The sequence below is a fragment of the Sandarakinorhabdus sp. FBCC-B8862 genome (assembly GCF_059745315.1).
The window spans coordinates 982785-1003904 of the sequence record NZ_CM185574.1 but is presented as its reverse complement, the minus strand read 5'-3'; the positions used below and the strand labels follow the sequence as shown (position 1 = coordinate 1003904).

The following is a 21120-nucleotide window of genomic DNA, read 5'->3' as shown; positions in this document are numbered from 1 at the left end:
TTTTTGTTGCGGTGCGCCCCATCCCATCGCGGATTCGTGTCGATTGGTCGGCTGTCGCGGCCGTTGTTCAGCCAGCAGCAAGCGCGCACGGGCGGAACTGGTGCCGCCGCGCGCAGCCCGTCTCTGGCGGTGCCACGCGGCGTTGGCGCCTGGCCAGCCCTGCGGCTTCGGCCTGGCCCATGGTCATGAGGGAGTAGCTTATGCGTATCACGTCCATTCCGGTTGCCACTGCCCTGGCACTGATTGCCGTCACCCCGCTTGCCGCGCAGGCGCAGGATCCGGCGCCTGCCCAGCCACCAGGCGAAACGCTCGTCACCGCACCCCGCTATGAAAAGGGACCGCTGCTCAAAGGCATTATCGCCGCCCGCAACGGCAGCCGCATGGCCGTGCTGGCCGAAGACGGCACGAAAACGGTGGTCGAGATTGATGACAGCACCCGCATCCGCGGGGCCGGCGGCTTTCTGGGGCTCGGCGGCTCTGCCCAGGCCGCCACGGCGCTGCTGAACGGTCTGCCGGTCACGGTGGATACCCAGCAATCGGGCGAGCTGCTGCGCGCCAGCCAGATCCGGTTCCGCACCACCGATCTGAAAACCGCGCGCATGATCCACACCGGCACGGCGCAGGGTTTTGCCGAACAGACGGCCGCGACCCAGGCGCTGAAGGGCCGTTTTGCCGATATTGATCAATATGACATCAAGCGCACGGCCAACATTTATTTCGACACCGGCAAATGGACCCTGTCGGAACAGGCCAAAGCCGAACTCTGCGCCACCACCAAAACGGCGGAGGGCATGAAGAATGCCCTGCTGCTGGTGGTTGGCTACACCGATGATACCGGGCCGGAAGAGTATAACCAGCAGCTGAGCGAGAAGCGCGCCAGCCGCGTGGTCAGCTTCGTGCAACAGGCCTGCGGCTGGAAACCCTATCGCATGCTCACGCCCACCGGCATGGCCGAAGCCGATCCGGCCGCCCCCAACGACACGCCGGAAGGCAAGGCGCAGAACCGCCGCGTGGCGGTGAACGTGCTGGTGTCAAAGGCCGCCGACGCGCTGTGATCAGGCCGCCGGCCTGGCCTGGTGGCGCCGTCGCCGCAGGGCCAGGCCGGCAAGGCCAAAGCCGGTCACCAGCATCATCCAGCTCGCCGGTTCCGGCACTGCGCTGCCGGCAACAAAGCCTGCATCGCTGATACGGAAGATGGTGCCAAAATTCCCGGTGCCGTTGCTTGTCGTGCCAAACAGATTGCCCGCAGCGTCGGCCACCAGAGCGGCTTCGGGCCATGCACCATCAGGACCGCTGAAGCTGTGCAGGGTGGAGAAGTTGCCGTTGGCCGCGATGCGGAAGACCGTGCCAAGATTTGTGCCATTGTCCCCGCCCTGGCGCGCCGTGCCAAACAGGTTGCCGGCGGCATCACGGATCAGGCCGCCCATCGGGTTGCGCCCCGTGGTGCCATCGAAATTGTGCAAGATGGTCAAGCCCGCCGTTGGTGACCAGCGAAACACCGTGCCAAAGCCGGCGCTGCCACCATTCTGGGTGGTGCCATAAAGATTGCCGGCGGCATCAGCGATCACCCCGGCATAGGGATTGGCTGGCGCGCCGACGACCTGTCCAAATGTGTGCAGCGCCGTGTAGGTGCCGCCGGGCGAAAGGCTGTAGATCACGCCCTGCGCCGGGAAACTGCCCCCCATATTGGCCGTGCCGATCAGATTCCCCGACGGATCGATTATGGGGGTGGATGTGGGATTCTGGCCATTGCTGCCCGTGAATAGGTGCAGAAAGGTGAACTGCCCGCCTGCGGTCAGGCGATAGATGCCGGCGTTGGCAGCCCCATAAAGATTGCCGCTGCCATCGCGCACCACACCGCCCACCGGGTTGTAGGCAACACTGGTGGCATCGTTGAAATTGTGCAGCACCGTGTGCACGCCAGCTGCCGAGACGCGGAACACCGTCCCAACGCCATATTGGCCACCGCTGAAGCTGGTGCCGTACAGATTGCCCGCGCCATCGCGGGTGAGGCCGGAATAGGGCACGGTCCCGGTGGTGGGCGTGTAATCATGGAGCGATGTCATGCCGACACCGGGGGTGAAGCGGTACACGCTGCCCCAATTGGTGGTGCCATAGAATCGCGTGCTGCCATAAAGATTGCCGGCGGCATCAAGCACGACACCACCTGCCGGCACCGCGCCGATCGGCTGATTGCTCTGGAACTGGTAGAGTGTGTGCAAGCTGGCCGCATGGGCCGGCGCAATCATGAGGCCGAACAGTGCGGCCGCAATCAAAAGCTCATGCTGCCGCACCATGTAATTTGCTTTCACGGAAGGGCCGGACAAGTGATGAGTTTAGTCATGCTCTTCGGCGCCAACAAGGCAGAAGTTGCAGGCAAGTTCTGCAGTTACTCGAAGGTGAGATCCCCCGTCTCCGGCACCTCCAGGTGCCGCGCCACATCCTCTGCGCGCACGCCCTCCAACGTCGCCGGCTGCCACTTCGGGTTGCGATCCTTGTCGATCAGCTGGGCGCGGATGCCTTCGAAGAAATCATGGCCGTTCCGGATCTCGCAGACCATGCGATATTCGTTGATCAGCGCCTCCTCGATCTCCACCCCGCGCGCGAGGCGCAGGCCGGCGAGGGACAGCTTGCAGCTGGTGGGCGACATGCGGCGGATGGTGGCGGCCTGTTCGCGCGCCCAGTCGTCACCGGCGTCCAGGCTCGCCATGATGTCCTCCATCCGGTCATGGCCGAAATGGAAATCAATGGCATCGCGATACGCCGCCAACGGCGCTTCGCCGGCCTCCTCGTCAAAACTGGCCAGCACGGCGTCCAGCGGCTCATGGCTGGTCGCCAACAGATCGCCCAGCGTCGCCAGATGGGCCGATGGCACATAATGGGTGGCAATCCCGCAATAGCGCAGATCGGCGGCCTTCAGCCGCGCGCCGGTCAGGGCCAACCAGGTGCCAATCTCGCCGGGCAGGGCCGCCAGCGCATGGGTCCCGCCCACATCGGGGATCAGGCCGATGCCGGTTTCCGGCATGGCAAACAGGGTGCGCTCGGTCGCCACGCGATAGGGGCCGTGGATGGAAAGGCCAACGCCGCCGCCCATGGTGATGCCATCGATCAACGCCACCCACGGCTTGGGCACCCGCGCAATCGCCTGGTTCATGCGATATTCGTCGTGGAAGAAATTCTCCCACAAGGCCCGGTCTTCCCGGCCGCGCCGGCCGAGCAGGGCAACATCGCCGCCGGCACAAAAGGCCCGATCTCCGGCGCCGCTGATCACCAGATGCCGCACCGCCGGATCGCCGATGGCATCGATGATGGCCCGGTGGATGCTCACTGCCATTGGATGATTGAGCGCATTCAGCGCCTGCGGCCGGTTCAGCATGATCCACAGCGCATGGCCGCGGCGTTCAAACAACACTTCGGGTTCGGCGGTCATGTGCGTTCCACCAGATTGCTGGGGCCGTCCAGTTCCAGCGGCACGGCCGATGTGGTGAGGCGGGCGAGCAGGGTGCCGGCCTCGTCAAACAGGTCTGCCTCCATGAAGGCGATGCGCTTGCCCAGCTTCAGGCAGCGGCCGGTGGCATAAAGCGGCACGCCGGCCTTGGCTGGCGCAAAGAAACTGGTCTTGAGCTCGATGGTCGGGATGCCGATGCGCTTGCCGCTCTTGACGATGGCGGCAAAGGCCGCGGCATCATCCAGCATCGAAACCACGATGCCGCCCTGCACATTGCCCATCGGGTTGCGGCAGGCATCGATGGGCTGGAATTTCATCTTCACCACGCCGGCGGCGCTGTCGATCTCCAATATCTCCTGCCCCAATATGGCGGCGGTGGGCGGCACGAACTTGTTCATGCGCGCCATCAGCTCTTCATCATTCAAGGCCATTGCAGATCACCCCGATATCGTCAGGCCATAGCGGTGCAGCGCCGGGGCGAGCGCGTCAACCTCGTCATCCATCCGGGTGAACAGCGCGCGGCCACGGCCATCGCCCTGCTTGCCCTTGTCGCCCAGCAGATGCGCCACCCGCCGTGCAATGCCCGACCCACCATCCACAAAGGCCAGCTGGGGCGCGGCGGCCTGCAACTGCGGTAACAGCAAAGGAAAGTGGGTGCAGGCCAGCGCCACCACATCCAGCCGGTCCCCACCCGGCTGGCTGGTCAGCCCGGCCAGTTCCGGCGCCACATCGGCCGCGGTCACATTCTCCCCGCGCAACTGCGCCTCGGCCAGCTCCACCAGCCGGGCCGATCCGTGCAGCAGCACGGTGCAATCGCCGGCATGATCGGCCGAAAGCCGCGCCACATAGGGCTGGCGCACGGTAGCCAGCGTGCCGAGCACGCCAATCACCCGGCTTTTCGATTGCTCGGCCGCCGGCTTGATCGCCGGCACCGTGCCCACCAGCGGCACATCCAGCACGGCACGGGCATGGGCCAGCGCGATGGTCGATGCGGTGTTGCAGGCGATCACGATCAGATCGGGCGCCAGCCGCTCCGTCAGCCGGCCGAGCAGGGCGCAGACGCGGGTCGCCACCTCCATCTCGGTCTTGGTGCCATAGGGAAAGCCCGCATTGTCCGCGACATAGTGAATGTCGATCGCCGGCAGCGCCGCGCGCACATCATCCAGCACGGAAAGCCCCCCCACCCCGGAATCAAGCATCAGCACATGCGCCATGACTGGGCTGTAGCCCTTTGCCCATGGATGCGGCAAGAAGCCGGGGATGGGAGACGAGATCAACCCCGAGAATTGGCCCCTCGATTGGCCGCCGCCGCTGCCGGACTCCACCGGCTTCGTGCCACTGCCGGTGCCCGGCCCCGGCGGCGCGATTGCGGCCTTCGTCCGCGCCTGTGCCGCCGATCCGGCCGGTGGGCTGCGGGTCGTCGCACGCTCGGTCTGGCTGATCGGCATTGGCGCGTTGTGCATCCCGGCCCATATGCTGTGGCGCGCCACCGGGGCCGACAGCCCATGGGCGCGGCGCTTTCTGGCCTGGGGCGCGCGCGCCATGGGCATCCGCGTCCGCCAGATCGGTCAGCCTGTCAGCCGCGATGTGTTCTACATCGCCAACCATCTCAGCTGGACGGACGCGCTGATCCTCGGCGGCCTCACCGGCACCGCCTTCGTGGCCCAGGATGGCATTGCCATCTGGCCCGGCCTGAACTTCCTGTGCCGGCTGAACGACACCATCTTCATCAACCGTGGGGACCGTATGGGCGTTGGCCGCCAGATTGCGGCGATGCGCGACCTGTTCGCAAGCCGCAGCAAGCTGGCATTGTTCCCGGAAGGCAGCTGCGGTGATGGCCGCCGCCTGCTGCCGTTCAAGGCGCCGCTGTTTGCCATGCTGGTGCCGCCGCCGCCGGGCGCCTGCCTGCAGCCGGTGGTGATCGATTGTGACGAGGCTGGCCGCAACCTCGCCTGGGTGGGCATGGAAACCGGTGCCGCCAACGCCTGGCGCCTGCTCTCGCGCCCCGGCACCTGGGAGGCGCGGGTGCATTTCCTCGAACCGTTCAGCCCGGATGATGCGCCGGACCGCAAGGCGCTTTCTGCCCGTGCCCGCGCGGCCATCGCCGCCCGCCTGTCGGAAACCCTCGGCGGCCGCCCGGTGGTTTGAACCGGCCGCACAAACGAAAGGGGCCGCCGGTCGCCCGGCGGCCCCCCATGACCGTTGCCGTGGCCGGTCAGGCCACGGCGGAAAAATCTGTGGTTTCCGGATCCCGCAGCGCATAGCCGCGGCCCCACACGGTTTCGATGCAGCCCGATGCCGGTGCGCCGGCCAGATGCAGCTTCTTGCGCAGTTTGCACACGAACACGTCGATGATCTTCAGTTCCGGTTCGTCGCGGCCACCATAGAGATGGGTCAGGAACATTTCCTTGGTCAGCGTCATGCCCTTGCGCAACGACAGCATTTCCAGGATCGCATATTCCTTGCCGGTCAGCGACACGCGCTTGCCCGACACGGTGACGCTGCGGCCGGCCAGATCCACCGCCACCGGCCCGGTGACGATCAAGGATTGGCCATGGCCCTGGCTGCGGCGCACCAGTGCGTGCAGGCGGGCCAGCAGTTCGTCCCGTTCGAACGGCTTGGTGACATAATCATCGGCCCCGGCGCCAAAGCCCAGCACCTTGGTGTTGGTTTCGGCATCGCCCGACAGGATCAGCACCGGCGTGTTGATGCGCAGCTGGCGCATCCGGCGCAGGATTTCCTGGCCGCCGATGTCGGGCAGGGTAAGGTCCAGCATCACGACATCAAATTCGTAGGTGCGGACATATTCCAGCGCCAGCTCACCCGTGCTGGCGGTTTCGTGCTCCACAGCCGCGTCATCAAGCATCCGCTCGATGCTGCGGGCCATTGCACGGTCGTCTTCGACCAAAAGAACGCGCATGCAAATCTCTCCGGTTTTCGGAACACCCCTCCTCAGGCACGACCCACCTGACACCGACCCCATACACAGGTGTAACAATCATTACGACCCAGTGTAAAGCCCGGAATCTGCAGGAAAATCATGACGAAATAATAAATTAACTATTACCGATTTCGCCATCGTGTTGGAACAGAGGGCGATAAATCTGCACCCGCGTCACCCTCAGGCCATGCACGCCTATTTGTCGCATGGCCCGTTGCCACAGCTTGATTTCCTCCACGCTCAGATTCCAGCGGGCGCAGGCCTCTTCAAGGCTGATGCGGCCATCTTCAATCGCCTTCACCACGGCGGCCTTGCGGCGCGGCACCCAGCGCACCGTGTCGGCCGGGGGCAGATCATCATCGGTGCCGGTGCCTGGCGGCGGCGGTGACATGAACGACATCGGTCCTCCTGGCCCCGCCGGGGCACGTCTGGGTGGGTTCCAGCCATTGGACGGCCGATGCCAGGCTTTCTTAAGACATCGCCGGGCCTTGACGCGCCGGCCTGCCATCCCCATTGCGCCGGGTGTGACCGCACCTGCCATCCCCGCCGCCGCTGCCGCCGTGCTGGCCCCGTTCCAGGGCCGGCGCGTGGCCGTTGCCATGTCGGGCGGGGTGGATTCCTCGGTGGTGGCGGCCCTAGCCCATGCCGCCGGCTGCGAGGCGGTGGGCATCACGCTGCAGCTTTATGACCAGGGCGCCGCCGCGCGCCGGCCCGGTGCCTGCTGTGCCGGTGCCGATATCCGCGATGCCCGCAGCGTGGCGGAACGGCTGGGCATCGCCCATTATGTTGTCGACATGGAAAGCCGCTTCCGGGAAAGCGTCATTGACAATTTTGTCGATTCCTATGCCCGCGGCCTCACCCCGGTGCCGTGCGTGGAGTGCAACAAGACGGTGAAGTTCACCGATCTCCACGCCCTCGCCCGCGATCTGGGTGCCGAAGCGCTGCTGACCGGCCATTATGTCCAGCGGCTGGGTGACGCCCACGGCGAGCTCCACCGCGCCGCCGACCCCACCAAGGATCAAAGCTATTTCCTCTGGGCCACCACGCAGGCCCAGCTCGATTATCTGCGCTTTCCCTTGGGCGGGCTGGCCAAGGCCGAAACCCGCGCGCTGGCGCAGGCCTTTGGCCTGGTGGTCGCCGCCAAGCCCGACAGTCAGGATATCTGCTTCGTGCCCGGCGGCGATTATGCCGCCGTCGTCGAACGCATCCGCCCCGAGCTCGCCAGCCCCGGCACCATCGTTGATGAACAGGGCCGCGTGCTCGGCCGCCACAACGGCATCCACCGCTTCACCGTCGGCCAGCGCCGCGGGCTTGATATCGGCGGCCAGGCCGAGCCGCTCTATGTCGTCGGCATCGATGCCGACGCCGGCAATGTGATCGCCGGCCCGCGCCGGTCGCTGGCGGTGGCGGCCGTCCGCCTCGAAGGGCTGAACCGGCTTGGGCCCAGCGATGGCCCGCTGATGGTCAAGGTCCGCTCCATGGCGCCGCTGGCGCCGGCCCAGTTGGACGGGGATTGGCTGTTGTTCGACACGCCGCAATATGGCGTCGCCCCCGGCCAGGCCGCCGTGGCCTATGTCGGCGACCGGCTGGTGCTGGGCGGCACCATGGTCGAAACCCGCCGCGCCACGGCCGAGGCCGAACTGTCAAACGCCTGACATGTCAGCCATTTGACAGGCTGGCGGCGGAAAATTGACAGGCCAGCGTCAAAATCCCGACAAACTAACCATCTCGTAACCATGGCGCATCGGCGCGGCCGTTCATCCGGGCACATGGCACGTCCGTTGCAACAGAGCGGGCATGAGCACGCCTGTTCCAGCCCTGCCGCCACCCGCCCTCGAATGGCTGCCCGGCCTTCGCGAGGCCGATCTCGCCGGCCTGCCCATCGTCATTGGTGATGAACGGCAGAAGCTGCCAAGGCTTGAGTGCCGCCATGTCATCCTGCACCGCGCCGCGCGCGGCTTTGCCCGCCGGGCCGGCCCGGCGCTGATCATCGGCGTGGCGGCGGGCGATGAAGCCTTTGCCACCGCGCTCATCGCCGCCTTCGCCCGGCCCGGCCAGCCGGCGGCTGCCGATCCCGCCTCGGCCAGCCTGCTCGCGCTCGCCCGCCGGGTCGGGGCCAGCCCGGCCAGCGTGCTGATCGAAGGCGCCACCGGCACCGGCAAGGAAGGCCTCGCCCGCCTTGTCCACCAGGCATCCCCCCGCCGCGATGCGCCCCTCGTCGCGGTCAACTGCGCCGCGCTCGCTGACCAGATGGTGGAAGCCACGCTGTTCGGTCACGAGCGCGGCGCCTTCACCGGCGCCCATGCCGCCAGCCCCGGCCTGGTGCGCAGCGCCGATGGCGGCAGCCTGTTCCTTGATGAGGTCGCCGAACTGCCGCTCGCCGCCCAGGCCAAGCTGCTGCGCGTGTTGCAGGAACGCGAAGTGCTGGCCGTCGGTGCCACCCGCCCGGTGGCGGTGGATGTGCGCATCATCGCTGCCGGCAACCGCGATCTGGCCGCCGATGTCGCCTCGGGCCGCTTCCGCGCTGATCTCTATTGGCGACTGGCGGTGTTCCCGCTGCGCACCCTGCCGCTCGCCGCCCGCCCGGCCGATATCATTGCCATCGCCGCCCACATCCTGCTGGCACGCACCGGCGGCGATGGCCTGGTGCCGTGGCTGGCCCCCTGCGCCCAAGGCCGGCTCAACGCCCACGCCTGGCCCGGCAATGTCCGCGAACTGGGCAATGTGCTGGATCGCGCCCTTGTCCTCACTGATGGCCCCGATATCCGCGCCCGCGACCTGCTGTTCGACACGCTGGCCCCCGCCGCCGCTGCCACCCCGGCCGCGCTGCCTGGCGTGGTGCGCGATGCCGAACAGACCGCCATCGCCCGCGCCATCGCCAGCGCCCCCACCCGCCGCGACGCCGCCCGCCAACTCGGCATTTCCGAACGCACCCTGCGCTACAAGCTCGCCGCCGGGCGCGGCGCAATGGTGCAATGATGCTGCCGCCGGTCGACACCAGCGCCATCCTCAGGCTGCGGCAGGATATCCTCGCCCGCAACGCCGCCCTGCGCGCCCCCGCTGCTGCCCCCGCCGAACAACCCCGGTTCGGCGCAGCGCTCGACACCGCGCTGCGCCAGGTCTCTGCCATCCAGGATCAGGCCGGCGCCGCCACCACCGCCTTTGAAACCGGGCAGACCCACGATCTCGCCAGCGTGATGATCGCCCGCCAGAAAGCCGCCATCGCCTTTGAAGCCACGCTGCAGGCGCGCAACCGCCTCGTCGCGGCGTATAAAGACGTGATGAACATGCCGTTGTGATGCGCGCATGAGCGAGGCTGCCGCCCTTCCGCCCGAACCCGCCGCGCCCGCTGGCCTCTCCGTGCCGCCGGCGCTGGCCCCCGTTGTCGATCGCGCCCGCGCGCTCGCCGCCAGTCCGGCCATTGCCGGTGCCCGCCCGGCGCTGCTGCTCATCGCGCTGCTTGGCGTCGCCGCGCTGGCCTGGGCGCTGTTGCGCCAGCCGGAATGGCGTCCGCTCTATCCCGGCCTGTCCGAAGCCGATGCCGCCGCCGTCACCACCGCGCTGGCCGCCGCCAATTTCGATCACCGCGTCAACGAAGCCACCGGCACCGTGGAGGTCGCCGCCAGCGATGTCGCCCGCGCCCGTATCCTCCTGGCCGGCCAGGGCCTGCCCAAATCCGCCGCTGCTGGCCCGGCATCCGATCTTGACGCCATGCCCTTGGGCGCCTCCCGCTCGGTGGAGGCGGCCCGCCTGAAGGCCGCATTGGCCCGCGAACTCGCCGCCAGCGTGGAGGCCATCGACGGGGTCAAATCCGCCCGCGTCCATGTCGCCGCCCCCGAACCCTCGGTCTTCATCCGCGACCGTGCCGCGCCGTCGGCCAGTGTGTTCGTCACCCTCGCCCCCGGCCGCAGCCTGTCCGAAGCCCAGGTCCGCGCCATCATCTGGCTGGTCGCCACCTCGGTCCCGGGCCTCAGCTCCGATCGGGTCTCGGTCGTCGATCAATCCGGCACCCTGCTCTCGGCTGGCGTGTCGGGCGATGGCCAGCAACTTGCCTATCAACAGCGATTGGAAGGCCTGGTGCGCGACCGGCTGGTGAAACTCCTCACCCCGATGCTCGGCCCCGGCCGCTTCACCGCCGAAGTCGCCGCCGATGTCGATTTTTCCGAAAACGAAGCCGCCTCCGAACGCTGGCAGCCGGCCGGCACCGTGCGGTCGGAACAGACCAGCCGCAACCAGGATGGCACCCCGCCGCCGGCCGCCGGCATCCCCGGCGCGCTCACCAACACCGTGCCCCAGGCCGCCCAGGTGCAGGGCAACCCGCCGGCCGCGCCCGCCCCCGCTGCGGCCGGCGGCACCACCACTGCCGAAACCGCCGCCCGCAATTACGAGATCGGCAAGGATGTCTCCGTCACCCGCGCTGCCGCGCCCCGGCTCAAGCGCCTGTCGGTCGCGGTGTTGATCGACACTGCCGCGCTGGGCAATGCCAAGGCGCGGGCCGGCGAAATCGCCACCATCCAGCGGCTGGTGCGCGGTGCCATGGGCTTTGATCCGGCCCGCGGCGATCTGGTGGAGGTGCAGGTGCGCGCCTTCGCGCCGGCCGATGAGGTGCCCAAGGCCTGGTATCAAACCCCGGTCGTGCAGGATTATGGCCCGTGGATCGCGGCCGGCGGCGCGGTGCTGCTGCTGCTGGGTGGCGGCTTCCTGCTCTGGCGCGCCCGGCGCAAGGCCGCGCAGGCCGCCCTCTCGGCCGCCGGGCTGGCCGGGGCCGCGGCCGATGGCGCCGGGGCCGTCGTTGGCGGCGCAGTCGGCGGTGTGCTCGGCAGCGTGCTCGGCGCCGTTGGCCGCGCCGGCCCGGTGCCCACCGTCTATCCCGAAGGCTCGGCCGAAAAGGCCGCCGTTGATGCCATGATCGATGGCGGCGAACTGCTGCGCCCCGCTGCTGCCCGCGATTACAGCGGCAAGCTCGACATCGCCCGCACCCTCGTCACCGGTGACCGGGATCGCGCCATGGCCGTCGCCCGCCAGATGCTGCTCGCCGATCAGAGCAGCGCGCCGGCCGCAGACGAACGCGAAGAGGACGCCGCCTGATGGCCAGCGCGCCGATCCTGCCGGCCGGCAGCCCGGCCGCCGCGCTGTCGGGCGCGCAGAAATGCGCCATCATGCTGTTGGTGCTGGAAGAGGCGCAGGCCAGCGAGATGCTGGCCGGCATGACCCCCGCCGAGGTGCAGCAGGTCGGCGAAGCCATGCTCACCGTGGCGGAGATCGATCCGCTCGCCATCGATCATGTGCTCGATGAATTTCTCGCCCGCACGGCGCAGGTGGCGGCGCTCGACAGCCAGGGCCGCCAGGTGCGCCAGCGGCTCGGCGCGGCACTGGGCACACCGCGCGCCGAAACCATCATCGAAAAAATCGGGCCACCCGCCGCCGGCCGCCGCTTTGCCGTGCTGGATTGGGTGGATGCCCCGGCGCTGGCCACGCTGATCGCCGATGAACATCCTCAGGCCATCGCCGTCGTGCTGGCCCATCTGCCCGAAGAGCGCGCCGCCGCCGTGCTCGATGGCCTGCCCGAAGAACTGCAGCCCGATGTCGCCACCCGGCTGGCGACGCTGAACCCCGTCAACATCCATGATCTCGCAGCGCTGGAATCCGATCTGGAGGCGAAGCTGCGCGGGGTCGGCACCAATCGCGACAGCGCCAAACTTGCCGGCACCGATTTCGCCGCCGCCGTCATCAAGCGGGCGCGCGGGCGCGGCGCGCTGCTGGAAGCGCTGATGGGCGTCAACGCCGATCTCGCCGCCGAGCTGGAAAGCCAGCAGTTCATCTTCGAGGATCTGCTCGGCCTGAACCAGAAGGACATGCAGCTGGTGCTGCGCGAGGTTGATCCCAGCCAGCTCGCCATCGCCATGAAGGGCGCCAGCCCCGCCCTGAAGGACTTCATCTTCGGTTCGATGTCGAGCCGCGCCGCCGCGCAGTTGCAGGATGAACTGGCCGAACGCGGCCCGATGAAGCGCAGCGAGGTGGATGCGGCCCAGCGCGATCTGTGCCGCACCGTGCGCCGCCTGGGCGACAGCGGCGCGCTGACCCTGCCCACCGCCGGGGAGGCGATGCTGTGACCGCGCATGATCCCCGCCTTGCCGCCCTCCTGGGCACCGCCCCGGCCAAATCCGCCGGCCTTGCCGCGCTGCTCGCCAGCCACCTGCCCAAACCGCCACCACCGCCAGAGCCGGCGATCGACATCAGCGCCCTGCTTGATGACGCCCGCTCCCAGGGCCGGGCGGAGGGTGAGTCGGCTGGCGAAGCGCGCGGCCATGCCGCCGCCCTGGCCGAACTCGCCCCGCGCCTTGCCGCCCTCGACGCTGCCGCCCGCGCCCTCACGGCAGCAACCGGCCTTGACGAGGCGGTGCTGGCGCCGCTGCTCACCGGCCTCGCGAGGGCCATTTGCGAGACCGTGCTGATGGCCGAACTCACCCGCCCGCACAGCCTGCGCCCGCTGGTTGCCGCCGCGCTCGCCGAAGTCGCCGATGCCGCGCTGCCCACCCTGTCGGCCCATCCCGACACGTTGGCCCTGATCGCCGGCGACCTTCCCCCCGGCCTCGCCACCCGTGCCGATGCCAGCCTGCCGCCCGGCCACATCACCGTCGCCGGCCCGGATTATCGCGTCGATGCCGGCCTGGCTGACCGGCTGGCGCAACTGCTGAAGGCCCTGCCATGAGCCCGGCCCCCGGCCCCCTCCGCCCTGCGGGCACCTCCCCCAGAGGGGGAGGACCCACCCACGCAAATCCTCCCCCTCTGGGGGAGGTGCCGACCGCAGGGAGGCGGAGGGGGCCCGCCGTCCGCACCAGATCATCCTCCCCCCTTGGGGGAGGTGCCGAGCGCAGCGAGGCGGAGGGGGCCGCCACCCGCACCGCCACCACCGCGCTTGCCTGCCGCATCGCCGCCGCCCGCGTGCCGGCGCTGCCGCTGCGCCGCGCCGGCGTCGTCGTCGCCGCCGATGGCGCCATCCTTGAAGCCGTCGGCATCAGCGCCGCCATCGGCAGCCGCGTCGCCATCGGCGCCACGAAGGCTGTGGGCGAGATCATCGGCTTCCGCGATGGCCGCGCCCTCGTGATGGGCCTGTCCGCCCTGCCGGCCATCGCGCCCGGCGCGGCGGTGCTGCCCGATCCGGCCGGCGGCCAGATCGCGGTGGGCAATGCCCTCCTCGGCCGCGTGATCGACGGATTGGGCCAGCCTTTGGATGGCCTCGGCCCGCCGGCCACCAGCGCCTGGATGCCGGCCAGCCCGGCACCGCTGCCGCCGCACGCCCGCGCCCGGGTCACCTGCCCGCTGCCCACCGGCGTGCGCGCCATCGATGCGCTCCTCAGCGTCGGCGTCGGCCAGCGCATCGGTATCATGGCCGGCACCGGGGTGGGCAAATCGGTGCTGCTCGGCCAGATCACCCGCTGGGCCCGCGCCGATGTCGTGGTCGTTGCCCTGATCGGCGAGCGCAGCCGGGAAATCAGCGACTTCATCGATACGGAGCTTTCAGGGCCAGCCCGTACCCGCACCATCACCATCGCCGTGCCAGCCTCTGATGCGATGCTGTGCCGGGTGCGCGGGGCCCAGGCCGCCATGGCGATCGCCGAATGGCACCGGGCGCAAGGCCGGCAGGTGCTGCTCATCCTCGACAGCCTGTCGCGCGTCGTCCACGGCGCGCGGGAGGTGGCGATGGCGCGCGGCGAGCCGATGGGCACGCGCGGCTATCCGCCCTCTGCCCTGCAGCTGATTGCCGATCTGGCCGAACGTGCCGGTGGTGACCGCCAATCGGGCGGCGCCATCACGCTGATCGCCACCGTCCTCGCCGAAAATGATGACCGCGCCGATCCGGTGGTCGATGCGGCGCGCGGCGTGATGGATGGCCATATCCTGCTCTCCCGCCGGCTCGCCGGGCGCGGGCAGTTCCCGGCCATTGATCTGGTCAGCTCCGCCAGCCGGGTGATGTTCGACATTTGCGACGCCGCCCATCTCGCTGCCGCCAGCCGCTTCCGCCGCCTGATCGCCTTGATCGAGGAAAGCCGCGATCTGGTGCTGATGGGCGCCTATGCCCCCGGCGCCGATGCGGAGCTGGATCAGGCGCTCGCCCTGCAGCCGGTGCTGGCCGCCTTCATGGCCCAGCCGCGCGAACAGCCGGCCGATCCGGCCGACAGCATCGCCACCCTCGCTGAACTCGTCGCCCCCATGGAGACGGCCTGATGACCGCGCCCATCCCCATCGACCGCCTGATCCGCGTGCGCCGCATCCGCGAACGGCTGGCGCTGGCCGATCTGGCCCGCGCCCAGGGCCAGGCCGCGGCCGATGCCGCCCTGTTGGGCCGGGTGCGCGCGCTGGTCGGCGGGCAGGGCGAAGGCACGGCCAGCGCCGGCACCCGCGCCGCCCGCGCCCGCATCGATGGCCAGTTGCAGGCCATCGCGGCCGACATCGCCGATCGCCAGACCCGCGCGCTGGCCCGGCGGGACGAGGCCAGCCGCCAACTCGCCGCCGCCCGCGCCGCCGTCGACGCCGCTCTGGCCCGCCGCGCCGAGCAGGAGAGCGGGCAATGATCCCGACCACCCTGCCAGCCCTGCCGCAACCGGCCCCGATGCCCGGCATGTCGCCTGCGCCCGGCCTGCCATTGCTGCAGCCCGGCGCGCTGCCACCGGGGCCGGTCGCCGCCACCCCGGTAGAGTTTCCCCCACCACCGACCGCACCGGCAGCGCCACCACCCTTTGCGCTGGCGCTGGCCTCTGCTTTGCCCACCGAAACACCGCTGGCCCAACCAGTCGTCGCACTTGATGGCGAGGCCGAACCCGCCAACCCGGAGGCCGCGCCGGCCGACCTCGCCACCCAGCCCTGGGCGACCCTTTTGGTCCCCGAACTCGCCGCCCCCACGCCGGGAGCGCTGCCCGTGCCGGCGGCGGCCAGCCCGCCGGCGCCATCAGCCGAACCCATGCCCGAGCCAGCCCCCGCCAACCCCGCTCCGGTCCGCGCTACAGCCATCCGCCCCGCCACCCGCGCACCGATGGTCACAATGCGCCCCAGCCCGGCCACACGATCTGACGTGCCCCCGGCCCCGCAGCCGCTTGCCAGCAGCCGCAGCATGCCTCGGGCTGCCGCGCCCCTGACCCCGCCTTTGCCGACGCCCAAGCCGCCAGCGTCTTTGCCGGCCGAAACCGCATCGGCCACCATGCCGGCCCCGCTGCGCCAGCCCAGCGGACGGGCACTGCAACACGCGATGCCCGCCGCCGCCCTTGTGCCAGCAGTGCCAGCCACGCCATCCGCCGTGCGCGTGCCGCCGCCGGGCCAGCCACCATTGGCGTCGCCGCTGGCCGACACCGCGGTCCAGCCCATGCCAATCGCTGCGCCCAGCCTGTCCATCCCTGGTGCCGAACCGCCGCCCGCCGTGCGCCCGGCAACAGCAGAGTCCGTTCCGGCCACGCCGGCTGCGTCCGCCGCACGCGCAACCATTGCATCCGCCCCCATGGCCGCCACATTGCCCGCCGCCGCGCTGTGGCCGTCCCCACCGCAGCCGGCGGCCAATCCGCCCGCCCGCCTCGCCCTCGCCGCGCCGCGCCCGCCGGCCGATTGGCAGCGCAGCCTGCCTGCCGCCGTCGCGGCCGTGCCGGCTGCGCCCGAGCTTGCGCCCGCGCCCGAATTGCCACCGCCCGCCCCGGCCGCCACCACCATCGCCCCGCCGCTTGCCGCCGAACTGCCCGCCGAACCGCCGCCGCGCCGCCGCCCGGTGGAGGCAGCCGAACCGCTGCAATCACCCGCGCCCGGCCTGATTCCGGCCAGTGGCCCGATCTTGCCACCGGATGCCCCGTTGCGGTCACCGGCGGCCGATGTGCGGTCACCGCCGACCCGGCCGGCTGCCACCAGCGCACCGGATGCGGGCACGGATTCCGCGCTGTCCATCCCGTCGGCCCGGCTGGGCCAGGTCCAGGTGGAACTGGCCGGGAGCGCGGCCGATCTCAACGTCAGCCTCGCCGCCGCGCCGCAATCTGCGCCGCTGATCGATGCCGCCGGCGGCCGCCTGCAACAGGATCTCGCCGCTGCCGGCATCACCCTGTCGTCTCTCTCCATCAACGGCCAGCGCAGCGACCTGTCGGGCGGCCAGCGCCAGAAACGCCCCCCGCCGCAACTGGAAGCCATCGCCGCGGCCCGCCGCCCCGCCCGCGCCGCCCCCACCCCCGCAACTGACCGCTTCGCCTGAGGAACCTGACCATGGCCGACAAAGCCGAAAAGCCTGAAAAGCCAAAGAAAAACATCATGGGCAAACTGTTGCCCCTGCTCGCCTTTGTCGCCGGTGCCGGGGCCGGTGGTGCCGGGGCCGGCATCGCCGTGATGACGTTCGCAGCCCCCGCCGGCGATCATGGCAAGGCGGCCCACGCCGAAGCGCCGCCGCCGCCGGCCGGGCCATTGGAATATGTCGAGATCGAAAATGCCTTCACCAGCAATCTCGCGGACTCTGGCCGCTATCTGCAGGTCAAGCTCTCCGTCTCCACCTTCGGCGGTGCCGAGGCCGTGGCCGCCATCGGCAAGCACAAGCCGGCCATCGTCTCCGCCGTCCTCGCCGCGCTGGGCGAAGCCCGCGATGCCGATATCGAAACCGCCAAGGCCAAGGAACAACTGGCGGCGCGGCTCAAGGATGTCGTCAACAAGACACTGAAATCAAAGGGCGAACCCGGCACGGTGGAGGAGGTGTTCTTCACCTCCCTGGTGGTGCAATGAGCGAGCTGCGCATCCGCACCGAAGCGCCGCCGGCCGCTGATTTCGTCGATGTCTGGCAGCCGCGCAGCGCCGCCGCCCCGCCCGACGATGGCGACGACACGCCGTTCATGCCGCTGATCCTGGCGCTGGAGGAGGCGCTGGCCGGCCTGTTCGGTCTGCCCGTTGCCGTCCACCCCGGCCGCGGCTTGCCGCCCGGCGCGCCCGATGTGGCGCTGGAACTGGGCGCCTTGCTGGCCACGGTGCGGCTGGGCGGCGATCCGACCCGGCCGATCGCTTGCATCACCGGCGTCACCACCGCCCGCCATGCCCGGCAATTGGGCGAACAATTGCAGCCACTTGTGCTCAGGATGTGGCCAGCGGAAAGCCTGCGGCCGGCGCTGGTCATCGATGTGATCGTGACGCTTGGGGCCGGCAGCAGCGTGGTGGGCGTGGTGCGCCTGCCGGCCCCCGAAGCACCGCGCCCGGCCGAACCCAGCCGGCCCTTGGGCGCCGCTGCCCTCGCATTGCCGCTGCGCCTGCCGGTGCGGCTGGCCAGCGAGATGCTGCCGCTGTCGCGCCTGCTGCCGCTGCAGCCCGGCCTCGTCATCCCCATCCACAGCTGCCCCGAAATGCCGGTGATGCTGGGCGATCACCAGGTGGCGCTGGCCAGCCTGGTGCCGCTGCCCGACGGCCGCCAGCAGGCCAGCCTGATCGCCATCGACATCAAACCCCAGGGAGAATGCGCATGACCATCGAACAGGGCCCGTTGCAGGGCCAGCCCACCATGCCGCCCGGCGATGTCGCGGGCCTGGGCATGTTCGGTGCCATCAGCGTGCGCCTCGCCATCGAAGTGGGCGGCATCCGCCTGAAATTGGCCGATGTTCTGGCGATGGCGCCGGGGCAGGTGCATGTGCTCGACCGGCGGGTCGATCAACCGGTGGACGTGCTGATTTCCGAACGCCTTGTCGCCCGCGGCGAGATTGTGGCGGTGGGGGACAAATTTGGCGTGCGGCTGACCGAAGTGCTGCCGGGCAGCGCGCAATGACCGCGCTGGCCAGCCTGGTCACCGCCCTGCGCGACCGCTCATCGGCGCTGGCGCTGCGGCTGCCGGCACGGCACGCCCAGGTGGTGCAGGCGCTGCCGCTCGGCCCCGGCGCACGGCTGCTGGTGGTGGAATTCGCCGGCCGGCGCCTGCTGGTCGGCCAATCGCGTTCTGGCCTTGCCACGCTGGCGGAAAGCCCGGCCGAATGAACGAAATCATCAACTTGCCGCCGCTGTCCACCACGCTGCAGATCCTGCTGCTGATGACAGCGCTGACGCTGCTGCCGGCGGCGCTGTTGATGATGACGGCCTTCACCCGCATCGCCATCGTGCTGGCAATCCTGCGTCAGGCGCTGGGCCTGGGGCAAAGCCCGCCCAACCAGCTGCTGGTCGGCACCGCGCTGCTGCTCACCCTGTTCGTGATGAAGCCGCAGTTTGATCGCATCCACGATGGCGCCTGGACGCCGATGCTGGCCGGCAAACTGCCGGCCGAACAGGCGCTTGCCCGCACCGGCGCGGAACTCAAGACCTTCATGCTCGGCCAGACCCGGTCGCGCGATCTCACCCGCTTTGCCGAAATCGCCGGCGGCGGGCCCTATGCGCGGCCGGCCGATGTGCCGCTGGTGGTGGTGATGCCGGCGTTCGTCGCCAGCGAACTGAAGACGGCGCTGGAAATCGGCCTTGTCATCTATCTGCCCTTTCTGATCATCGATCTGATCGTCGCCTCCGTGCTGATGGCGATGGGGATGATGATGGTGTCTCCCGCCACCGTTTCCTTGCCATTGAAGATCGCGCTGTTCGTGGTGGTTGATGGCTGGACGCTGGTGCTCGGCGCGCTGGCCAAGAGTTTTGGGTCCGCCTGATGACCCCGGCGCCCGACGATGTGATGCTGGCCGATCTGGCGCGTGAGGCCGTGTTGCTGTTTGCCGGCACCGCCACGCTGTTCCTGGCGCCGCTGCTGGTGGTCGCCATCCTCGTCGGCCTCGTCCAGACCATCTTTTCGGTGCAGGAAAGCAGCATTTCCTTCCTGCCCAAGCTGGCGGCGCTGGTGCTTGTGCTGGCCATTTCTGGGGAGGCCATGCTGATGAACCTGGCCGAATTTCTGGAAATGGGCCTCACCGATATGGTTGGGGCGATCCGGTGAACCTGGCCATCCCCGATTTCGACGGGCTGGCGCTGATGACCCGGTTCATGTTGGCCGCCGTCCGGCCACTGGCCTGCGTGGCGCTGCTGCCGCCACTGGCCGGGGCCAGCCTGCCGTGGCGGGCGCGGTTGGCACTGGTGGCAGCGCTGGCGGCCTTTGCCGCCTTCCGCCCCGGCGCGCCCGTGCTCGGCCCCACCGATATTCCGGCCGAACTGATGGCCGGCTTGGTCGCTGGCCTGGGGTTGGCGCTGGCCTTTGCCGCCGCCGCGCTGGCCGGCGAGCTGCTGGCCCAGATGATCGGCCTCGGCTTTGCCACGCTCGGCCCGATGGGCGGCAATGGCGGCGCGGTGCCGGCGCTGTTCACCACTCTGGCCTGGGTGATGCTGCTGGTGGGCGATCTCCATCTTGATCTGTTCGCCCTGCTGGCCAGCGGCGCCAGCCTCTATCCGCCCGGCGGCATGGGGCTGGCCGGGATTGCGGCATTGGGCAGCCTGATGTTCCTGTGGGGCCTCAAACTGGCGCTGCCGCTGATGGCGGTGCTGCTGCTCGCGCAGGCCGTGGTGGCCATCGCCAGCCGGGCGGCGCCGCAGATGTCGGCCATGGCGGTCGGCCCCGCCGCGCTGCTGCTGGCCTTTGTCACGCTGTTGCCGCTGGTGTTTGGCCATGTCGCGGCGCGGCTGGCCGAAGCGCTGGCCACCGGCCTGGGGCTGCTCGGCTGATGGCGGGGGACAAGACCGAAAAGCCCACACCCCGGCGCCGCGAAAAGGCGCTGGAGGATGGCAATGTGCTGGCCCCGCGCGAACTGGCCTCGGCCGGCAGCCTGGCGCTTGCCGCGGGCTTTCTGGCGCTGGCCGGGCCGGCGCTGTGGCAGGGGCTGGCCGGCTTTCTGGCCGATGCGCTGGCCAGGGCAGGCACGCCCGATGCGGTGGCGCTGGTGCGCCGCGCGCCGCTGCTATGGCCGCTGCTGCTGCTCGCCGCCGTCACCGTCACCGCCTTTGGCCTGCAACTGGCGGTTACCCGCCATGTCAGCACCAGGCTGGCAGCGCCAAAGTTCAGCCGCCTGTCACCGCTGAATGGCCTCAAGCGGTTGTTCGGCTGGCAGGGGTTGGCCGGGGCGGGCAGCGCACTGGTCAAGATCGGCGGCATGGCGGCGCTGGCCTGGGCGGTGCTGCTGCCGCTGCTGCCAGGCCTCGCCGGGCTGGAGGAACAGGGGCTGGCCGGCATCGGCGCGGCGCTGTTGCGGCTGGCCGGGGCGGCGGCGCTGTTGATGCTGGCGGTGGCAGCAATTGATTTCGGCTTCACGTGGTGGCGGCGGGAGCAGCAGCTGATGATGACCCGCGAGGAGGTGAAGCGCGAATCCCGTGAGAATGACGGTGCCCCCGAACTGAAGGCGGCGCTGCGCCGGGCCCAGATGCAGGCGGCACAGGGCCGCATGAAGAAGGGGCTGGCGCAAGCCTCGGTCGTAGTAGTCAACCCCACCCATTTTGCCGTCGCCCTGCGATACCGGCCGGAAACGGATTCGGCGCCGGTGGTGGTGGAAAAGGGCCGGCTCGACATGGCCGTGGCGCTGATCGCGGCGGCGCGGGATCTGGGTGTGCCGGTGATCCGCACGCCGCGGCTGGCCCGCGCCCTGTTCTGGTCGGCCCGGCGCGGCGCGCAGGTGCAGCCCGAACTGTTCCAGGCTGTGGCCACCATCCTCGCCTTCGTCATGCGCTTTGATGATCCAGAAGCCGAAGCGGTGCCCGATGTGTTCGTGCCGGCCGCGCTGGATTTTGACGAGGCCGGGCAACCGCGCAAGCCGGGCAGCCCGGCGCCGTTATAGGG

General features: G+C 69.8%; 25 protein-coding genes. 19 read left to right on the top strand and 6 right to left on the bottom strand.

All coding sequences use genetic code 11. The features are described from left to right. Window positions 1-200: 200 nt before the first annotated feature. Window positions 201-1055, top strand: coding sequence for an OmpA family protein (locus tag AC6BOR_RS04795; RefSeq protein WP_498060058.1), 855 nt, complete (start codon window positions 201-203; stop codon window positions 1053-1055). On the opposite strand, the gene AC6BOR_RS04790 is transcribed toward AC6BOR_RS04795, so the two are convergent. The 4 genes from AC6BOR_RS04790 to murI form a co-directional block, all read right to left on the bottom strand. After that, window positions 1056-2297 carry a choice-of-anchor tandem repeat GloVer-containing protein gene (locus tag AC6BOR_RS04790; RefSeq protein WP_498060057.1) on the bottom strand — a complete coding sequence of 414 codons (1242 nt, stop codon included), beginning with the start codon at window positions 2295-2297 and terminating at the stop codon, window positions 1056-1058. A gap of 92 nt (window positions 2298-2389) precedes the next feature. Next, a complete protein-coding gene (locus tag AC6BOR_RS04785; RefSeq protein ID WP_498060056.1) occupies window positions 2390-3430 on the bottom strand; it encodes an enoyl-CoA hydratase/isomerase family protein in 1041 nt (346 codons plus the stop codon). Then, a complete protein-coding gene (locus tag AC6BOR_RS04780) occupies window positions 3427-3879 on the bottom strand; it encodes a PaaI family thioesterase (protein WP_498060055.1) in 453 nt (150 codons plus the stop codon). The genes AC6BOR_RS04785 and AC6BOR_RS04780 overlap by 4 nt, the downstream gene beginning before the upstream one ends. Before the next feature lie 6 nt (window positions 3880-3885). Further along, the gene (gene murI / locus AC6BOR_RS04775; RefSeq protein WP_498060054.1) at window positions 3886-4662 is read right to left on the bottom strand and encodes a glutamate racemase; all 777 of its coding nucleotides are present in this window, start codon (window positions 4660-4662) and stop codon (window positions 3886-3888) included. Window positions 4663-4708: 46 nt separating this feature from the next. On the opposite strand from murI, the gene AC6BOR_RS04770 reads away from it, so the two are divergent. After that, window positions 4709-5596 (top strand): lysophospholipid acyltransferase family protein, encoded by an 888-nt coding sequence (locus tag AC6BOR_RS04770; protein WP_498060053.1) that lies wholly within the window; start codon window positions 4709-4711, stop codon window positions 5594-5596. 67 nt (window positions 5597-5663) lie between these two features. Here the strand turns inward: AC6BOR_RS04770 and AC6BOR_RS04765 are convergent, their stop codons facing one another. Further along, window positions 5664-6368, bottom strand: a complete 705-nt coding sequence (locus AC6BOR_RS04765) for a response regulator transcription factor (protein WP_498060052.1) — start codon at window positions 6366-6368, stop codon at window positions 5664-5666. A 136-nt stretch (window positions 6369-6504) separates the two neighbouring features. Continuing rightward, a complete protein-coding gene (locus AC6BOR_RS04760; RefSeq protein ID WP_498060051.1) occupies window positions 6505-6789 on the bottom strand; it encodes a DUF1153 domain-containing protein in 285 nt (94 codons plus the stop codon). Between the two features lie 124 nt (window positions 6790-6913). Between AC6BOR_RS04760 and mnmA the strand changes: the two genes are divergently transcribed. The 17 genes from mnmA (at window position 6914) to AC6BOR_RS04675 (ending at window position 21118) form a co-directional block, all read left to right on the top strand. Next, on the top strand, window positions 6914-8044 hold the full coding sequence (gene mnmA / locus AC6BOR_RS04755; RefSeq protein ID WP_498060050.1) for a tRNA 2-thiouridine(34) synthase MnmA: 1131 nt from the start codon (window positions 6914-6916) through the stop codon (window positions 8042-8044). A gap of 142 nt (window positions 8045-8186) precedes the next feature. Beyond that, a complete protein-coding gene (locus AC6BOR_RS04750) occupies window positions 8187-9368 on the top strand; it encodes a sigma 54-interacting transcriptional regulator (protein ID WP_498060049.1) in 1182 nt (393 codons plus the stop codon). Further along, on the top strand, window positions 9365-9688 hold the full coding sequence (gene fliE, locus AC6BOR_RS04745) for a flagellar hook-basal body complex protein FliE (RefSeq protein ID WP_498060048.1): 324 nt from the start codon (window positions 9365-9367) through the stop codon (window positions 9686-9688). The genes AC6BOR_RS04750 and fliE overlap by 4 nt, the downstream gene beginning before the upstream one ends. Before the next feature lie 7 nt (window positions 9689-9695). After that, a complete protein-coding gene (fliF, locus tag AC6BOR_RS04740) occupies window positions 9696-11477 on the top strand; it encodes a flagellar basal-body MS-ring/collar protein FliF (protein WP_498060046.1) in 1782 nt (593 codons plus the stop codon). Further along, complete coding sequence (locus tag AC6BOR_RS04735) at window positions 11477-12502, top strand: flagellar motor switch protein FliG (protein ID WP_498060045.1); 1026 nt, start codon at window positions 11477-11479, stop codon at window positions 12500-12502. The genes fliF and AC6BOR_RS04735 overlap by 1 nt, the downstream gene beginning before the upstream one ends. Further along, window positions 12499-13101 (top strand): FliH/SctL family protein, encoded by a 603-nt coding sequence (locus AC6BOR_RS04730; protein ID WP_498060044.1) that lies wholly within the window; start codon window positions 12499-12501, stop codon window positions 13099-13101. Before AC6BOR_RS04735 ends, AC6BOR_RS04730 begins: the two co-directional genes overlap by 4 nt. Window positions 13102-13187: 86 nt before the next feature. After that, a complete protein-coding gene (locus AC6BOR_RS04725) occupies window positions 13188-14618 on the top strand; it encodes a FliI/YscN family ATPase (protein ID WP_498060043.1) in 1431 nt (476 codons plus the stop codon). Next, entirely contained in the window at window positions 14618-14965 is a 348-nt protein-coding gene (locus AC6BOR_RS04720; RefSeq protein WP_498060042.1) for a hypothetical protein, read from the top strand. The genes AC6BOR_RS04725 and AC6BOR_RS04720 overlap by 1 nt, the downstream gene beginning before the upstream one ends. After that, on the top strand, window positions 14962-16614 hold the full coding sequence (fliK, locus tag AC6BOR_RS04715) for a flagellar hook-length control protein FliK (protein WP_498060041.1): 1653 nt from the start codon (window positions 14962-14964) through the stop codon (window positions 16612-16614). Before AC6BOR_RS04720 ends, fliK begins: the two co-directional genes overlap by 4 nt. A 56-nt stretch (window positions 16615-16670) precedes the next feature. Next, a complete protein-coding gene (locus AC6BOR_RS04710) occupies window positions 16671-17132 on the top strand; it encodes a flagellar basal body-associated FliL family protein (RefSeq protein ID WP_498060040.1) in 462 nt (153 codons plus the stop codon). Then, window positions 17129-17860 (top strand): hypothetical protein, encoded by a 732-nt coding sequence (locus tag AC6BOR_RS04705; RefSeq protein WP_498060038.1) that lies wholly within the window; start codon window positions 17129-17131, stop codon window positions 17858-17860. The genes AC6BOR_RS04710 and AC6BOR_RS04705 overlap by 4 nt, the downstream gene beginning before the upstream one ends. Beyond that, window positions 17857-18156, top strand: a complete 300-nt coding sequence (locus tag AC6BOR_RS04700) for a FliM/FliN family flagellar motor switch protein (RefSeq protein WP_498060037.1) — start codon at window positions 17857-17859, stop codon at window positions 18154-18156. The genes AC6BOR_RS04705 and AC6BOR_RS04700 overlap by 4 nt, the downstream gene beginning before the upstream one ends. Continuing rightward, window positions 18153-18362 carry a flagellar biosynthetic protein FliO gene (locus tag AC6BOR_RS04695; RefSeq protein WP_498060036.1) on the top strand — a complete coding sequence of 70 codons (210 nt, stop codon included), beginning with the start codon at window positions 18153-18155 and terminating at the stop codon, window positions 18360-18362. The genes AC6BOR_RS04700 and AC6BOR_RS04695 overlap by 4 nt, the downstream gene beginning before the upstream one ends. Beyond that, window positions 18359-19015 carry a flagellar type III secretion system pore protein FliP gene (gene fliP / locus AC6BOR_RS04690; RefSeq protein ID WP_094473052.1) on the top strand — a complete coding sequence of 219 codons (657 nt, stop codon included), beginning with the start codon at window positions 18359-18361 and terminating at the stop codon, window positions 19013-19015. The genes AC6BOR_RS04695 and fliP overlap by 4 nt, the downstream gene beginning before the upstream one ends. Continuing rightward, the gene (locus tag AC6BOR_RS04685; protein WP_498060035.1) at window positions 19015-19296 is read left to right on the top strand and encodes a flagellar biosynthetic protein FliQ; all 282 of its coding nucleotides are present in this window, start codon (window positions 19015-19017) and stop codon (window positions 19294-19296) included. The genes fliP and AC6BOR_RS04685 overlap by 1 nt, the downstream gene beginning before the upstream one ends. Next, window positions 19293-20015 carry a flagellar biosynthetic protein FliR gene (locus tag AC6BOR_RS04680; protein ID WP_498060034.1) on the top strand — a complete coding sequence of 241 codons (723 nt, stop codon included), beginning with the start codon at window positions 19293-19295 and terminating at the stop codon, window positions 20013-20015. The genes AC6BOR_RS04685 and AC6BOR_RS04680 overlap by 4 nt, the downstream gene beginning before the upstream one ends. Continuing rightward, a complete protein-coding gene (locus tag AC6BOR_RS04675) occupies window positions 20015-21118 on the top strand; it encodes an EscU/YscU/HrcU family type III secretion system export apparatus switch protein (RefSeq protein ID WP_498060033.1) in 1104 nt (367 codons plus the stop codon). The genes AC6BOR_RS04680 and AC6BOR_RS04675 overlap by 1 nt, the downstream gene beginning before the upstream one ends. The last annotated feature ends 2 nt before the right edge of the window (window positions 21119-21120 follow it).

Excerpts from the sequence above, each read along its gene's own strand:
- fliE (WP_498060048.1), top strand. The coding sequence starts at position 9,365 with ATGATGCTGCCGCCGGTCGACACCAGCGCCATCCTCAGGCTGCGGCAG.
- AC6BOR_RS04695 (WP_498060036.1), top strand. The coding sequence starts at position 18,153 with ATGACCGCGCTGGCCAGCCTGGTCACCGCCCTGCGCGACCGCTCATCG.
- murI (WP_498060054.1), bottom strand. The coding sequence starts at position 4,662 with ATGGCGCATGTGCTGATGCTTGATTCCGGGGTGGGGGGGCTTTCCGTG.
- AC6BOR_RS04765 (WP_498060052.1), bottom strand. The coding sequence starts at position 6,368 with ATGCGCGTTCTTTTGGTCGAAGACGACCGTGCAATGGCCCGCAGCATC.
- AC6BOR_RS04710 (WP_498060040.1), top strand. The coding sequence starts at position 16,671 with ATGGGCAAACTGTTGCCCCTGCTCGCCTTTGTCGCCGGTGCCGGGGCC.
- fliK (WP_498060041.1), top strand. The coding sequence starts at position 14,962 with ATGATCCCGACCACCCTGCCAGCCCTGCCGCAACCGGCCCCGATGCCC.
- AC6BOR_RS04685 (WP_498060035.1), top strand. The coding sequence starts at position 19,015 with ATGACCCCGGCGCCCGACGATGTGATGCTGGCCGATCTGGCGCGTGAG.
- AC6BOR_RS04705 (WP_498060038.1), top strand. The coding sequence starts at position 17,129 with ATGAGCGAGCTGCGCATCCGCACCGAAGCGCCGCCGGCCGCTGATTTC.
- fliP (WP_094473052.1), top strand. The coding sequence starts at position 18,359 with ATGAACGAAATCATCAACTTGCCGCCGCTGTCCACCACGCTGCAGATC.
- AC6BOR_RS04750 (WP_498060049.1), top strand. The coding sequence starts at position 8,187 with ATGAGCACGCCTGTTCCAGCCCTGCCGCCACCCGCCCTCGAATGGCTG.
- AC6BOR_RS04770 (WP_498060053.1), top strand. The coding sequence starts at position 4,709 with ATGGGAGACGAGATCAACCCCGAGAATTGGCCCCTCGATTGGCCGCCG.
- AC6BOR_RS04780 (WP_498060055.1), bottom strand. The coding sequence starts at position 3,879 with ATGGCCTTGAATGATGAAGAGCTGATGGCGCGCATGAACAAGTTCGTG.
- AC6BOR_RS04795 (WP_498060058.1), top strand. The coding sequence starts at position 201 with ATGCGTATCACGTCCATTCCGGTTGCCACTGCCCTGGCACTGATTGCC.
- AC6BOR_RS04785 (WP_498060056.1), bottom strand. The coding sequence starts at position 3,430 with ATGACCGCCGAACCCGAAGTGTTGTTTGAACGCCGCGGCCATGCGCTG.
- fliF (WP_498060046.1), top strand. The coding sequence starts at position 9,696 with ATGAGCGAGGCTGCCGCCCTTCCGCCCGAACCCGCCGCGCCCGCTGGC.
- AC6BOR_RS04760 (WP_498060051.1), bottom strand. The coding sequence starts at position 6,789 with ATGTCGTTCATGTCACCGCCGCCGCCAGGCACCGGCACCGATGATGAT.
- AC6BOR_RS04720 (WP_498060042.1), top strand. The coding sequence starts at position 14,618 with ATGACCGCGCCCATCCCCATCGACCGCCTGATCCGCGTGCGCCGCATC.
- AC6BOR_RS04700 (WP_498060037.1), top strand. The coding sequence starts at position 17,857 with ATGACCATCGAACAGGGCCCGTTGCAGGGCCAGCCCACCATGCCGCCC.
- AC6BOR_RS04790 (WP_498060057.1), bottom strand. The coding sequence starts at position 2,297 with ATGGTGCGGCAGCATGAGCTTTTGATTGCGGCCGCACTGTTCGGCCTC.
- AC6BOR_RS04735 (WP_498060045.1), top strand. The coding sequence starts at position 11,477 with ATGGCCAGCGCGCCGATCCTGCCGGCCGGCAGCCCGGCCGCCGCGCTG.
- AC6BOR_RS04675 (WP_498060033.1), top strand. The coding sequence starts at position 20,015 with ATGGCGGGGGACAAGACCGAAAAGCCCACACCCCGGCGCCGCGAAAAG.